This is a genomic window from Achromobacter sp. AONIH1, from assembly GCF_002902905.1.
In the GTDB taxonomy this organism is placed as follows: domain Bacteria; phylum Pseudomonadota; class Gammaproteobacteria; order Burkholderiales; family Burkholderiaceae_B; genus Achromobacter.
Map to the genome: position 1 here is coordinate 6,051,302 of NZ_CP026124.1, position 13,494 is coordinate 6,064,795.

Consider the following 13,494-nt stretch of genomic DNA (forward strand, 5'->3'; position numbering starts at 1 on the left):
TGCGTGGATAGTTCAAGCCCAAAGTAAATCGGCACCGTTGCAGCGAAGACAAGTCCGATAACAAAAACCAGCGTTGTTACAAACTTCCCCATAGACCGCACACCCCGATTAAGTGTTTGACTATGACCGCAAGCTTTCAGATCATTATCAAAGAAATTAAACCATGTAGCCAGAATTCGAATTACTGCTACGCACCATGCCCGTCACGATGACTGAACCCTGTCTGCAGGAAAAAGGCCATGGCGGCAATCGATGATGAGCATTCCTCGCCTCGAAAGCTGCCCTCCATCCGACGCGCCCTGCTCTGGCTGGGCATAGCCTGTACCGTGCCGACCATCCTGGTGGCCTCGGCGGCCGCCTACGAGGACTATCTGCTGCGCAAGGAGCGCGTCTACGAGACGGCCGTCAGCATGGCGCGCACGCTCGTCGCGGAACTGGAGCGCGAGTTGCGCGGCGTCGAATCCGGCCTGCGGATACTGGCGACGTCCGAGGAACTGCAGCAAGGCAAGCTGGGCGCCTTCCACCGCCGGCTGCAGGATGCGCTGCAATTGCAGAATGTCGATGGTTACGTGCTATTGGACAACCACGACATGCTGGTGGCCAACAGCAGCGCGCCCTATCCCAGCCCCCCGATCAGAAGCGTCCTGCCGGACGCGATCCGGCAGCAGGCCCGATCGCCGCAGGGCGTCGTCACGAACCTGTTCAACACCGCCCTGCGCGGCGAGCAGACCATCGCCGTCGGGATTCCGGTGACCCTGCAAGGCCAGGTCCAGTACGGCCTGTTCGCCGAGATCAGGCCACAGCGCATCAGCCAGATCCTGCGCCGGCAGGCGTTGCCGGCGGGATGGGTCGCCGCCGCGCTGGACAAGGAGGCGCTGATCGTGGGCCGCACGCGCGAAGAAGCCCGGTATATCGGCCAGCATGCCGTGCCGACGCTGGCCGATGCGGTGCGCCGCCAGCAGGACGGCACGCTGCACAGCACGACCAAGGAAGGCGTGCCGGTGCTGACGGCTTTCAGCCATAGCCGGGACCGGATGTGGGCCGTGGCCATCGGCGCGCCCATCTCGTCCCTGCAGGCCGACCTGTGGCGCTCCATGATCTGGGTCCTGGTGGTCAGCCTGGCGATCATCGCCATGGGCATCTGGGCGGCCTATCGGCTGGCCCTGCGGATCCGGACGTCCATCACCGCGCTGATCGAACCCGCCATCGCCCTGGGCCGAGGCGATACCCTGCCCGTCCCGCCCACCCGCTATCGCGAAACAGCCCTGCTGGGCAGCGCATTGCAGCATGCCGGCCAGATGCTGTCCGATACGCAACGGCTGGCCTACCACGATCCGCTGACCTCGCTGTGCAACCGCGTGCTCTTCACGGAACTGGCGTCACACGCGCTGGCGGCGGCGGCGCGCACCTCGCGTTCCGTCGCCATCCTGGCGATCGACCTGGACCGCTTCAAGATCGTGAACGATACCTATGGCCACGGCACCGGCGACCAGATCCTGAAGATCGCCGCCGAGCGCATGAGCGGCGCGCTGCGCAGCTCGGACGTGCTGTCGCGCTTTGGCGGCGACGAATTCGTGGTGCTGCTGGACGCCGGCGGCCAGGAGGCCGCCGAACAGGTCGCCAGGAACCTGAACGCGGCGCTGGCCGCCCCCTACCCCGGCGTACTCGTGGACCTGAGCGGATCCATCGGCATCGCGGTCTTTCCGGACGACGGCGACACCTTGAACCGGCTGCTGCAGGCAGCGGACAAGGCGCTGTACCGGGCCAAGGCCGCCGGCCGCAACCGCTACGCGATCGCCACGCGCCCGCATCGGGCGGCGGCGTCGGGCGCCGGCGATACGGGCGAGTGACGCGCAGGCGGCGCGCAGGCGGCGCAGCTTGAAAAGCCCGCCGCAAGTACCTATCATGGCGCATCTGATCCGGCGCGCCGCCGGCCCTGATGCTCTCCGGTCCTTGCGCCCCCCCCTGCAAAGCGCACTCCGCCGTTCCCCGCCACCGTCCCGGTGGCGCGCCGCCTCCCTGGCGACATTGATCCCTCCACGCTTCTCCCCCTTCCCCACACGTGTTTACACGAGGAAAGGCATGCCCCATTCCAAAACGATTGCTCTTGCGGGCAACAACGGCCCGTTGTTGTCCATGCTTTCCATGTCGGTGTTCTTCGTCGGCGCGAGCGAGTTCATGCTCTCGGCGATGCTGGACCCGCTCGGTCGCGCCTTCGGCGTCGATTCCGGCCAGATCACCTGGCTGGTCTCCAGCTATGCCTTTGCGTATGCGCTCGCCGCGCCCGTCTTCGGACATCTGTCAGACCGCATCGGACGGCGTCGACCCTTGCTGATCGCCCTGTTCCTGTTCGCGTTGGACGGCTTGGGCATCGCGCTCGCGCCCACCTTTGAAATAGCGGTGGCGCTGCGGATTCTTGGCGGCCTGGCCTCGGCCGTCATCATTCCCAACGCCTTCGCGTTGGTCTCCGAACGCTTGCCGCGCCAGCGTCATGCGGCGGCGATGGGCGTCGTCATGCTCGGCATGACGGCGGGCATCGCGACCGGCCCGGCCATCGCCGGTGTTCTCACTGGCTGGATAGGCTGGCGCGCGCCTTTCTTGCTGGTCTCGGCGGGCTGCCTCGCCGCCTTTCTCGTCGGCCGCATGGCCATGCCCGGCGGTCGCGCCCCAACGGCGGCGACGGTTCCGGCCGCGCAGCGCCCGCTGCGATGGCTGCGCAAGCCGGACATCGTGCGCCCCCTGCTCGCCAAGGGACTGTGGAACGGGACGGGTGTCGCCGCCTTTCTGCTGTCGGGAGAAGTCCTGCGCCTGCGCTATGCCCTGGACGTGGCCCAGGTCGGACTGAGCACTGCCGCATTCGGCATCGGACTCGCCGTGGGCAATCTTTCCGCCGGCGCGCTGCGACGCCTGGGCTCCGGCGAGGAATGCGCGCTGGTCATCACCAATGTGCTGCTCGTCGCATCGGTCGCCGCGTTCTACCTGCCGCCCTTGCCCTTGTGGGGCGCGCTCGCCTGTCTGGCCGCTTGGGGAGCATCCCTGGGGGCAGGCGCCCCGTTGGCCACCACGGTGCTGGCCAGCCGCTCGGACCGCGACAAGGGCGCGGCGCTGGCGGCGGCGGAAACCTTGAACAACCTGTCCATTTTGTCGTTCCTCCCGCTGGCGGCGACACTGCTCGCGCAAGGGAAGCCCACTCTGGCCGCGACCGTCTTCCTGGCGGGCCTGGGCCTGGGCGCAGTCCTGACAGTCCATGATGCCGTGAGGGCGAATCGACGATCCTCCCTGGCTGGCGCCAAAGAAAGCTGATGCCGAGCCGCAGTGCCAGCGCGCGGGTTCAAGCAGATTCAGCTCCGCGCGCGCAAACAAAAAGGCTTAGCTCAGAATATGAGCTAAGCCTTTGATTTAATTGGTCGGGGCGGCGGGATTCGAACTCGCGACCCTCTGCTCCCAAAGCAGATGCGCTACCAGGCTGCGCTACGCCCCGAAGGGTGGGAACTATACCAGATACGGCGGCGCGCGCCCGGGCGCGCCGCCGTGGCGACTCGGCGAGTCCGGACGGGCAACGCCGCCCGTCTACAGATTGCCCGTGGCCTTGCCGATCCGCCAGTACACGCCGCCCCCCGTCATGCCGCCGTCGACCGGCAGGTCCGCGCCCGTGATGAACGAGGCGTCCGGTCCCAGCAGGAACATGACGGCCGCCGCGATCTCGTCGGGATCGGCGCCTCGCGACAGCGGCGTGGCATCCCGGTTGCCTTCGTAGAAAAGCCGCGCCCGGCCCGCGTCGTGCACGGCATTGGGCTGCATGATCATCGGCGTTTCCACCAGGCCCGGGCACACGGTGTTCACGCGTATGCCCCGTCCCGCCAGCTCCAGCGCGGCGGCGCGCGTCAGTCCGCGCAGCCCCCATTTGCTGGCCGTGTAGGCCGCGCTGAAATAGCCGGTCAGGCCGGCGGTGGACGAGGTATTGACGATGGACGCGCCGGCCGGCATCAAGCCGGCGAGCACGTGGATCGCCAGGAACGGCCCGTCCAGGTTGATGTCCAGCAAACGCCGCCATTCAGCATGCGAGGTTTCGGTCACGGTCTTGCGCAGGGTCACGCCCGCGTTGTTGACCAGCCCGTACAGCGGCGCGCCCTCGCGCTCGATCTGCGCGGCCAGCGTCCGCCAGCCGGCTTCGCTGGCCACGTCCGCCACGCGTATCCGCAGACGCCCGGCGTCCGCGCCCGCCTCCGCGCGCAGCGCGTCCCACGTCGGGTCGTCGGCCGGCAGCACATCGAGCGCATGGACGATGGCCCCGGCCCGCAGCAGGCGCAGGGCTTCGGCCGCGCCCTGCCCGCGCGCCGCGCCGGTCACCACGGCGGCCTTGCCGCTCCAATAGGATTGCGTCGTCATCGCGCGCGCCTCAGGTCTTGGACACGCCACCATCGACCAGCAGCACATGGCCGGTCACATAGGCGGAGGCCTGCGAGGCCAGATAGAGCACGGCGTCCGCGATCTCGGCCGGCTGGCCCAGCCGCCGCGCGGGCAGGCGGCCGATGTATTCGGCGTGGGTGGCCGCGTCGGCATGCATCCAGCTGCTCATCGGCGTTTCGATGAAGCCCGGCGCGATGGCGTTCACGCGCAGGCCCAGGGGGCTCCATTCCAGCGCCAGGCATTGCGTCAGATGCGCCACGGCCGCCTTGGCGCTGGCATAGTCCGCGCAGTTCGGGCGCGGCTTCACGCCGGCATAGCTGGACAGGTTGATGATGACGCCGCTGCGCTGCGCCACCATGTGCCGCGCGGCCGCCTGCGCGCCGAAGAACGTGCCCTTCAGATTGATGTCCTGCGTGCGTTGCCAGGCGGCCTCGTCCAGATCGAGGGCGGGCATGCGATCCATGTAGCCCGCGTTGTTGACCCAGATGTCCAGCGCGCCATACTCGGCCGCGACCGCGTCCGCCAGCGCCCGGATCGCGGCGGGCCGGGTCACGTCCAGTTCGCGGCAATCCGCATCCACGCCCGCCATCGCCGCGAGGTCGCGATCGGTGGCGACCACGCGCGCGCCCTGCTTGCTCAACGCCGCGACCACCGCGCGTCCGATGCCGCCACCCGCGCCGGTGACCACCGCGACTTTGCCTGCCAGGTCCAGATAATTTACGTTGCTCATAGAAATGGATGTAGAAGTTGGAATTCAGTTGAAGGCCGCACGCTTGGCGACGGATTCGCGCGTAGGCTCGCCCGGCAGGCGGATGGCGTTCAGGTCCACGCCGGCGGTCTCCTTGATCAGGAAGCCGCCCGCGAAGGCCATCAGCCCCAGCGCGCCCACATAGGCCGTGTAGACCCAGCCCAATCCCTGCGCGCCCAGCCAGGTGTTGATGTACGGCGCCGTGCCGCCGAAGATGGCGACCGACAGCGACGAAATGAAGCCCACGCCCATGGCGCGCGCGCCGGTCGGCACCTGTTCGGCCACCACCGCCGGAAAGATGGCCGCCAGCAGCGCCCAGACCAGCAGGCCGATCAGCTGCGCCACGAACAGGGTCCACGGCTGGTCCGTGACCAGATGCGATACCGGGAACACGGCCAGCGCGACGCCCAGCCCGAACGCCATCACCATCGGCTTGCGGCCGTAGCGGTCCGCCAGCCAGCCGCACACGGGTAGCCACAGCAGGCAGATCAGCTGCGCGATCAGGCTGGCGGTATAGGCGCCCGACGGATCCATGCCCCGGGTCGCGATGGCGGTGGCCGGCGCGAAAGTCACCCAGGTGTAGTAGGTGGCGTTGGAGGCCGCGGCGATCATGATGATGTTGCGCACGATCAGCAAGGCCTGGCGCCGCGACACCTTCACGCCGCCCGCCGGCTCGGCGCGATGCTCGAACACATCGCTTTCGCTCGCGCTGCGGCGCAGGAACAGCGCATAGATGCCCAGCAACGCGCCCACCGCGAAACCGACGCGCCAGCCCCAGGCCTGCATCGCGTCCTTGCCCAGCCAGGATGTCAGCAGGGCGGCCAGGCCAGTCGCCGCCATCACGCCGACGGTCACGCTGACGAAGACGGAACTGGACCACAGGCCACGCCGCTTGGCCGGCGCGATTTCAGCGACGTAGGTATAGGCCACGCCGGACTCGCCGCCGTGCGCCAGGCCCTGCGTCAGCCGGCACAGGAACAGCAGAACAGATGCCCACACTCCCGCCTGTCCGTAGGTCGGCAGCACCGCGATGGCCAGGCTGGTCAGGGCCAGCAGGCACATCGTCAGGACCAGGGTGAACTTGCGTCCATAGCGGTCGCCGATGCGGCCGAACAGCCAGCCGCCGACGGGCCGCGCCAGGAAGCCGCCGGCGAACACAGCCAGCGTGGCCAACAGCGCCGAAGTGGGATCGGACGGATCGAACAGGTTCATGGCCAGATAGGCCGAGAACGTGCCGTACAGCGTCCAGTCGAACCACTCCAGGGCGTTGCCCACGGCCGCCGCGCGCAGCGAAGCCAGGCGGCGCCGGCGGTCTTGTGTCTCCATTGTTATTGTCGTCATTGTCTTGTCCTTGAGGGGTCAGCGCAGGTGCTGGGCGAACCAGTCGGCGGCCGCGCGGCGGGTGCGTTCGAAATGTTCCGTGTAGACGGAGTAATGGCCGCCCGGCAGCAGCAGAAGCTGCTTGGGCTGGTGGGCCGTGTTGAAGGCTTCCTGCTGCAGATCGGCGGGCGTCAGGCCGTCGCCGGTCGCGACGATCATCAACAGGGGCGTGGGCGCGATGCGGCGGATGTACGCGGCGGGCTCGTAGGCGCGGGCCAGCTCCAGGGACCGCAGCGTGACCTCGTTGACCCAGGCGGGGCAACGCTTCGCTTCGCCGGTCATGTAGGCATAGGAGTCGGGCCCCGGATACGCCACCGGCGCCTCGGGATCGGCATCGACCATGCGCAGCGTGGCGGGCGGCAGGCCCGCATCGCGCGCTTCGCGGTCGGCCTCGAACGCCGCCTGCAGGACCAGCGCCTTGTCGTAGCGCACGCGGCGCTGCGCCGCCAGGAAGCCGCTGGTGGTGGGCACCTGGCTCACCACGCACTTGACCCGCTTGTCGATGGCGGCGACGGTCAGGGCATGGCCGCCGCTGTAGCTGCTGCCCCAGATGCCGATGCGCTCGCGGTCCACCTCGGGACGGCGGCGCAGGTAGGAAATGGCGGCGCGGAAATCCTGGATCTGCCGCTGCGGATCGATTTCCTGGCGTGGCTGGCCGTCGCTGCGGCCCAGGTTGCGGAAATCAAAGGTCAGCGCCGCCAGGCCCTGCTCGACGATGGCGGCCGCGTAGTCCTCCAGGTCGCCGCCCGCCACCATCGACCAGCCGTGCGCCAGCGCCACGGCCCCGACGGGGCCGCGGGCTTGCGCCGGCAGGTAGAGCGTGCCGCGCACGCGGTCCCCTTCCACCACGAATTCAATCGGCTCTGCCGATTTTTCCAGATCCGGCCGCGGCGTGCGCGATTCGGTCATTCCCCTCTCCTTGGCGCTGTGTATTGGGATAAAAACAGATGCAAGGGCCGAATTCTGCCCATGCCGCCAGAGGGGAACAAGCGGTATTATTCATCAAATCAATCGTGATTTCCGATTGATCAAATCCTCACCTCTCCCGCGCCGGAAAGGACCGCCCCATGGATCTGCGCCAGTTCGATTGCTTCCTCGCCGTCGCCGAAACCCTGCACTTCGGCCGGGCGGCCGATGCGCTGCACATGAGTCAGTCCTCGGTATCGGAAGCCATCAAGGCGCTGGAGCGGACGCTGGGCGGCCCGCTGTTCGAACGCAGCAGCCGCCGGGTGGCCCTGACGCCGCTGGGCGAGACGCTGAAACGGGGCGCGGGCCCCGCCGTCATCCTGCTCAAGAGCGCCATCGACGATTGCAGGCGCCAGGCATCCGGCAAGCCGCGCCATCTGCGCATCGGCTTCCTGGGCGGTGGTTTCTATGAGCTGTATCGGCCGCTGGTGTCCGAATTCAAGGCGGCCCACCCCAGCGTCGAGCTGGAGTTCGTGGAGCTGACCTATGTCACCCACTACGCCGCCGTGGCCGATGGCTCGGTCGACGTGGCGTTCTGCCGGCTGCCGCTGGGCGCGGACGGACTGTGCCACGGTCCGATCGTACTGCGCGACCAGCGCATGCTGTGCGTGCCGCACGACCATCCGTTCACTGCGTTCACGCTGCTGGATCCGGAAGTGCTGGGCGACGAGCGCCTGGTCCGCATGGTGCCCGGCTCGGTGAACCAGGAATGGCAGGACTATCACTTTCCCCGCCACACGCCCAAGGGACGCCCGATCGGCGACGGGCCGGTGATCCGCACGATCCGCGAGGGCATCGCCGCGGTCAACACGCGCGAGGGCCTGCTGATGCTGACCAAGCGCGCGGCCAGCTACTACGCCACGCCCGAGATCGCCTTCGTGGAGATCGACCTGCCGGCAATGCCGTCGGCCCTGGTGCGCCGGGTCGACGACCATCGGCCGATCATCCAGGAACTGGACGCCCTGCTGCTGCGCATCGCCGAACGCCACGGCGTGGCCGCCTGAAACAGGGCGCTGCGTTCAATCCACCTTGACGCCCGCGTCGCGCCATAGCGCGATCTCCTTGACGATCTGCTCCTGGAACGCCACCGCCCGCTGTCAGCCTCGTCGACCGGGACCCGGAACCCGGAACCCGGTCCCGGTCGACGGTCACTCACCAGAGCCCCCTTCTGGAGAGCTGCGCATGACCATCGGAAAACTGCCCGCCACGGGCCCCTCCCCATCTCCCACACAGAAAAACCAGGAAGCCCCCGACAACAACCGGGCTGGCTTCCAGCAAGCCAAACCGGCCACGGACCGCGTGCCGCCAAAGCCCTTCCAGCCCAAATCCGGTGCATCCCCAAAACCATCGCCAGCGCCTTCGGGTCGAACCGGCGCTCCCGACGCGCCGCCAGCCGGGACCGGTGGCTCCGCCAAGACCTTCTGGGCGCAGCAGGACGCCGCATCCGCCAAGAAACCGGCTTCGCGACCGCCGCAAAACAGTCCGAAGACAGGCGCGGCCCCGGCTGATGCGTCGCCGCCCCCGTCCAAGCCGCCTACGTTCGGCAAGCCGGCCCCGGCACCATCGCAACCAGCCGACGCGCCCGCCGGCGGCCCCCAGGCGGCCAGGAACTTCTGGAACCAGCAAAAGACACAAGCCGGCGGCAAGCCGACGCCGTCGACGCAACAGCCAGCCCCATCCATTGGCAAGCCCGCTCCGGCGCCGTCGAAGCCGACGGGCCGCTCCGCGCCTCGAACGCAGAACGAAAGCGTGCCTGTCCCCTACGCGCGTCCCGGGCAACAACCCGCGCAGGATCCCGGACTGACTCAGTTTCAGAAAGACCTGGCGGGCTGGAGCTCGAGCAAGGTGGCGCTCCTGTCCAAAGAGTATGTTTCGACCATTACCGCACAGCACATCAGATTGCTGTCCAGGGAAACAACCGAGCTTTATCTCAATGGCGTGAACCTGACTCGCGACGCCCTGCAGGAATTGCAGAAGCTCCCGATCGAACTGCTGAGTCTGAACTCCGCATCCGGCCTGCAGCCGCACGACGAGCCCATCGTCCTGCCTCGTTCCCTGCGCGCGCTGGCGATCATCGGCGATGCGCTGCCGACGAAAGCACTGCTGGCCGAGGCGGGACGGCATCAGGGATTGCTGTCGGTACGGGCATGGCGCGCCAACGCGAACGACGCGGACGCCATCGCACTGGCACAATCCTCCTCCCTCAAGACCATCGATCTTGCATCGAACGGCGTGACAGGGAAAGGCGCGAACGCGCTGATCGGCATGCCGAAACTGACCGCATTGGACCTCTCGAGCAACCTGATCGGCTCGAACGGTTCGACCCAGCTGACGGCGTCCCGGATGCCCGCGTCGTCGCGGCTGAGCCGGGTGGACCTCAGCGACAATCCCGACCTGTCGGAGGCCAGCATCCCGGCGCTGTACCGTTTGCCGTTGCAGGCCCTGAACCTGAGCGGCACGAATGTCACCCGCTACCCGGAGGACGACCGCAAGCCGCCGCAGACGGCGCGAACGACGCCGGGCCCCGACGGCACGGAGTTCATCGAGTCGCCGGAGGACGACGACATTCAATGGAAGGACCTGCGGACGCTCTGGCTCGACGACACCCGGCTATTCCTCAAGGACCAGACCGCCTACCAGGCCTGGCAGCGCGTCCTCTTCGGCAATCAGGTCTCGGACATCTCGCTGGCGCGCGCGGGCATGGGCGAGTATCTGGATGACCTGGGCCAGCATCCGTCGCTGGAAACAGTCGACATCTCGGAAACGGACATCCCCCCCGGACAGCTGCGCGCGCTCGCCCAGGAACGCCTGCCTGCGGTTCTGATCATGTCGGGTTGCGGCTTGACGAGCGCCCATGTCGAGGAACTGACGGCGGGCCCCGATGCCGACCCGCGGCTGCGCCAGCTGTGGATCGCGGAAAACCCCGATCTGGACGAACGCGATCACGCGAGGCTGCTGCACAAGTATCCCAACCTGACGCTGGGCCTGGGCGATGACGACCACGCCAAGGCCTGCTTCAATCGCCTCGCGCCCCCGCTGCGACAACGCGTGCGGCTGGAGAGCTTGGAACGGGATTTCCCGCTGAGCCCCGAACAACCGTCCTGAGCGGACGGCCCCCGCTGAAATGGCAAAGCGCCTCGGACATGCCGAGGCGCTTTGTTCATGCGGGGGAGCGAGGCTCGGCTTGTGGGCGCCGCGCGGGTTCCGTCCCGGCGCCCGCGCAGGCCGGCATCAGCCGAAGCGGCCGGTGATGTAGTCTTCCGTTTCCTTGCGCGCCGGCTTCACGAAGATCTGGTCGGTCTGGCCGAATTCCATCAGCTCGCCCAGGTACATGTAGGCGGTGTAGTCCGAGCAGCGCGCGGCCTGCTGCATGTTGTGCGTCACGATCACGACCGTGTAGTCGTTCTTCAGTTCGGCGATCAGCTCTTCGATCTTGGCGGTGGAGATCGGGTCCAGCGCCGAGCACGGCTCGTCCAGCAGCAGGACTTCGGGCTTGATGGCCACGCCGCGCGCGATGCACAGGCGCTGTTGCTGGCCGCCGGACAGGCTGTTGCCGCTCTGGTGCAGCTTGTCCTTCACTTCGTTCCACAGCGCGGCCTTGCTCAGCGCCCATTCCACGCGCTCGTCCATCTCGCCCTTGGACAGGCGCTCGAACAGGCGCACGCCGAAGGCGATGTTGTCGTAGATGCTCATGGGGAACGGCGTGGGCTTCTGGAACACCATGCCGACCTTGGCGCGGATCAGCGAGATATCGGTCTTGGCGGTGAGCAGGTTCTCGCCGTCCAGGATGATCTCGCCCTCGGCGCGCTGGCCGGGATACAGCTCGAACATGCGGTTGAAGGTGCGCAGCAGCGTGGACTTGCCGCAGCCCGACGGGCCGATGAAGGCGGTGACCTTCTTCTCCTGGATCGACATGTTCACATTGCGGATCGCATGGAACTTGCCGTAGTAGAAGTTCAGGTTCTTGACCTCGATCTTGTTCTTGACGGCGGTGGCGGTGTTTTCCATTTGGTTTCCCTAGGCTGCGGCCCGCGCGCTGCGCGAGCCGGCGAGCGGTCCTTATTTGCGGAACATGTTGCGGGCAAGGATGTTGATGCCCAGCACCAGCAGCGTGATCAGCGTGGCCCCGGCCCAGGCCAGATTGTTCCAGTCCTTGAAGGGGCTGGCCGCGTATTGGTAGATCACGACAGGCAGGTTGGCCATGGGGCCGTTCATGTTCAGCGACATGAACTGGTTGGACAGGGCGGTGAACAGCAGCGGCGCGGTCTCGCCCGAGATGCGGGCGATGGCCAGCAGCACGCCGGTGATGATGCCGGTCTTGGCGGCGCGATAGCACACCATCGTGATCATGCGCCACTTGGGGCAGCCCAGCGCCGCGGCGGCTTCGCGCAGGCTGTTCGGCACCAGCAGCAGCATGTTGTCGGTGGTGCGGACCACCACCGGGATCACCAGGATGGACAGCGCGATGGCGCCGGCCCAGCCCGAGTAGTGCCCCACCTGCGCCACGTACACGGCGTAGATGAACAGGCCGATGATGATGGACGGCGCCGACAGCAGCACGTCGTTCAGGAAGCGCGTGGCCGGCGCCAGCCAGCCGCGCTGGCCGTATTCGGCCAGGTAGGTGCCGGCCAGGATGCCCACGGGCGTACCGATCAGCGTGCCCACGCCGGCCATCAGCACGCTGCCGATGACCGCGTTGAGCAGGCCGCCGGTCTGGCCCGGCGGCGGCGTGATTTCGGTGAAGAGCGTGTACGACAACGCGGGCGCGCCCTTCATCAGCAGCGTCAGGATGATCCAGAACAGCCAGAACAAACCGAACAGCAGCGTCGACAGCGAGACGGTCAGCATGATGCGGTTGACCACGCGGCGCCGGCGGTAAATGCCGTTCTGCATATTGAGTACGGAGACAGCCATGATCTTTTCCTTGTCGTTCGCGCGGGGGCTCAGCTCTTCTTGCCCTCGCCCGCCGACAGGCGGACCAGCAGCATCTTGGACAGGGCCAGCACGACGGTGGTGATCAGGAACAGGATCAGGCCCAGTTCCAGCAGCGCGGCCTTCTGGATGCCGCCCGCTTCATTGAATTCGTTGGCCAGCGCCGAGGCGATGGAGTTGCCCGGCGAGAACAGCGAGCCGGACCACTTGAAGGCGTTGCCGATCACGAAGGTCACGGCCATGGTCTCGCCCAGCGCGCGGCCCAGTCCCAGCATGATGCCGCCGATGACGCCCGACTTGGTGAAGGGCAGCACCACGCGCCACATCACTTCCCAGGTCGTGCTGCCCAGGCCGTAGGCCGATTCCTTCAACATGGTCGGCACCAGCTCGAACACGTCGCGCATCACCGCCGCGATGAAGGGGATGATCATGATCGACAGGATCAGGCCCGCGGTGAAGATGCCGATGCCGAACGGCGGCCCGGCGAACATGCCGCCGATGATGGGCACGTTGCCCAGCGTGGCGATCAGGAAGGGCTGCACGTATTGCTGGAACACCGGCACGAAGACGAACAGGCCCCACATGCCGTAGATGATCGAGGGAATCGCGGCCAGCATCTCGACCGCGGTGCCCAGCGGGCGGCGCAGCCAGGCGGGCGACAGCTCGGTCAGGAAGATGGCGATGCCGAAGGACACCGGCACCGCGATGATCAGCGCGATGGCCGAGGTCAGCAGCGTGCCGATGATCGGCACCACGGCGCCGTAGCTCTGCTTGACCGGATCCCAGTCGTTCAGCCAGAGAAACGACAGGCCGTACTTGGCCAGCGATTCACGGCTGCCATAGACCAGAGACACCAGGATCGCCGCCAGCAGGATGAACACCAGGAAGGCGAACAGGCGGGTCAGGTTCTTGAACAGCGCATCCATCAGCGCATTATTGTTTTGCTTCATAGGCGAAGGCGTGCCGGTGGTCACGGAATCATCCGCCCCATTGGGCGAAAGCGGCACACTATTATCCATTACCGCGCTCATGGATGGACTTTCCTTAGGGCCAGAGGG

11 protein-coding genes and 1 tRNA gene are annotated in these 13,494 nt (G+C 67.1%); 4 read left to right on the plus strand and 8 right to left on the minus strand.

Annotated features, from left to right (window positions below; translation table 11 throughout):
- Positions 1-239: 239 nt before the first annotated feature.
- Together C2U31_RS27605 and C2U31_RS27610 are read left to right on the plus strand one after the other, a co-directional pair.
- Positions 240-1,850, plus strand: a complete 1,611-nt coding sequence (locus tag C2U31_RS27605) for a diguanylate cyclase (RefSeq protein ID WP_103275718.1) — start codon at positions 240-242, stop codon at positions 1,848-1,850.
- A 232-nt stretch (positions 1,851-2,082) separates the two neighbouring features.
- On the plus strand, positions 2,083-3,303 hold the full coding sequence (locus tag C2U31_RS27610; RefSeq protein ID WP_103275719.1) for an MFS transporter: 1,221 nt from the start codon (positions 2,083-2,085) through the stop codon (positions 3,301-3,303).
- Positions 3,304-3,404: 101 nt separating this feature from the next.
- Here C2U31_RS27610 and C2U31_RS27615 read toward each other — a convergent pair.
- The 5 genes from C2U31_RS27615 to C2U31_RS27635 all read right to left on the minus strand — a co-directional run bounded on the left by C2U31_RS27615 (position 3,405) and on the right by C2U31_RS27635 (position 7,447).
- A tRNA-Pro gene (locus C2U31_RS27615) sits at positions 3,405-3,481 on the minus strand.
- Positions 3,482-3,570: 89 nt separating this feature from the next.
- Positions 3,571-4,389: an SDR family NAD(P)-dependent oxidoreductase gene (locus C2U31_RS27620; protein WP_103275720.1), complete on the minus strand. Its 819-nt coding sequence runs from the start codon at positions 4,387-4,389 to the stop codon at positions 3,571-3,573.
- Positions 4,390-4,399: 10 nt separating this feature from the next.
- On the minus strand, positions 4,400-5,140 hold the full coding sequence (locus C2U31_RS27625; RefSeq protein WP_103275721.1) for an SDR family NAD(P)-dependent oxidoreductase: 741 nt from the start codon (positions 5,138-5,140) through the stop codon (positions 4,400-4,402).
- A gap of 24 nt (positions 5,141-5,164) precedes the next feature.
- Positions 5,165-6,499 carry an MFS transporter gene (locus C2U31_RS27630; RefSeq protein WP_103275722.1) on the minus strand — a complete coding sequence of 445 codons (1,335 nt, stop codon included), beginning with the start codon at positions 6,497-6,499 and terminating at the stop codon, positions 5,165-5,167.
- An 18-nt stretch (positions 6,500-6,517) separates the two neighbouring features.
- Positions 6,518-7,447 carry an alpha/beta hydrolase gene (locus C2U31_RS27635; protein WP_103275723.1) on the minus strand — a complete coding sequence of 310 codons (930 nt, stop codon included), beginning with the start codon at positions 7,445-7,447 and terminating at the stop codon, positions 6,518-6,520.
- 158 nt (positions 7,448-7,605) lie between these two features.
- Here C2U31_RS27635 and C2U31_RS27640 point away from each other — a divergent pair, with 158 nt between their 5' ends.
- Positions 7,606-8,508 (plus strand): LysR family transcriptional regulator, encoded by a 903-nt coding sequence (locus C2U31_RS27640; protein WP_103275724.1) that lies wholly within the window; start codon positions 7,606-7,608, stop codon positions 8,506-8,508.
- A gap of 178 nt (positions 8,509-8,686) precedes the next feature.
- On the plus strand, positions 8,687-10,609 hold the full coding sequence (locus C2U31_RS30725; protein ID WP_158658489.1) for a hypothetical protein: 1,923 nt from the start codon (positions 8,687-8,689) through the stop codon (positions 10,607-10,609).
- Between the two features lie 126 nt (positions 10,610-10,735).
- Here the strand turns inward: C2U31_RS30725 and pstB are convergent, their stop codons facing one another.
- Genes pstB through pstC form a run of 3 tightly spaced genes read right to left on the minus strand, consistent with a single transcriptional unit; the run spans position 10,736 to position 13,467 of the window.
- Complete coding sequence (gene pstB / locus C2U31_RS27650) at positions 10,736-11,512, minus strand: phosphate ABC transporter ATP-binding protein PstB (protein WP_103275726.1); 777 nt, start codon at positions 11,510-11,512, stop codon at positions 10,736-10,738.
- A 51-nt stretch (positions 11,513-11,563) separates the two neighbouring features.
- Complete coding sequence (gene pstA, locus C2U31_RS27655; RefSeq protein WP_103275727.1) at positions 11,564-12,418, minus strand: phosphate ABC transporter permease PstA; 855 nt, start codon at positions 12,416-12,418, stop codon at positions 11,564-11,566.
- Between the two features lie 29 nt (positions 12,419-12,447).
- On the minus strand, positions 12,448-13,467 hold the full coding sequence (pstC, locus tag C2U31_RS27660; protein ID WP_103275728.1) for a phosphate ABC transporter permease subunit PstC: 1,020 nt from the start codon (positions 13,465-13,467) through the stop codon (positions 12,448-12,450).
- Between the last annotated feature and the right edge of the window lie 27 nt (positions 13,468-13,494).

Excerpts from the sequence above, each read along its gene's own strand:
- C2U31_RS27605 (WP_103275718.1), top strand. The coding sequence starts at position 240 with ATGGCGGCAATCGATGATGAGCATTCCTCGCCTCGAAAGCTGCCCTCC.
- C2U31_RS27610 (WP_103275719.1), top strand. The coding sequence starts at position 2,083 with ATGCCCCATTCCAAAACGATTGCTCTTGCGGGCAACAACGGCCCGTTG.
- C2U31_RS27620 (WP_103275720.1), bottom strand. The coding sequence starts at position 4,389 with ATGACGACGCAATCCTATTGGAGCGGCAAGGCCGCCGTGGTGACCGGC.
- C2U31_RS27625 (WP_103275721.1), bottom strand. The coding sequence starts at position 5,140 with ATGAGCAACGTAAATTATCTGGACCTGGCAGGCAAAGTCGCGGTGGTC.
- C2U31_RS27630 (WP_103275722.1), bottom strand. The coding sequence starts at position 6,499 with ATGACGACAATAACAATGGAGACACAAGACCGCCGGCGCCGCCTGGCT.
- C2U31_RS27635 (WP_103275723.1), bottom strand. The coding sequence starts at position 7,447 with ATGACCGAATCGCGCACGCCGCGGCCGGATCTGGAAAAATCGGCAGAG.
- C2U31_RS27640 (WP_103275724.1), top strand. The coding sequence starts at position 7,606 with ATGGATCTGCGCCAGTTCGATTGCTTCCTCGCCGTCGCCGAAACCCTG.
- C2U31_RS30725 (WP_158658489.1), top strand. The coding sequence starts at position 8,687 with ATGACCATCGGAAAACTGCCCGCCACGGGCCCCTCCCCATCTCCCACA.
- pstB (WP_103275726.1), bottom strand. The coding sequence starts at position 11,512 with ATGGAAAACACCGCCACCGCCGTCAAGAACAAGATCGAGGTCAAGAAC.
- pstA (WP_103275727.1), bottom strand. The coding sequence starts at position 12,418 with ATGGCTGTCTCCGTACTCAATATGCAGAACGGCATTTACCGCCGGCGC.
- pstC (WP_103275728.1), bottom strand. The coding sequence starts at position 13,467 with ATGAGCGCGGTAATGGATAATAGTGTGCCGCTTTCGCCCAATGGGGCG.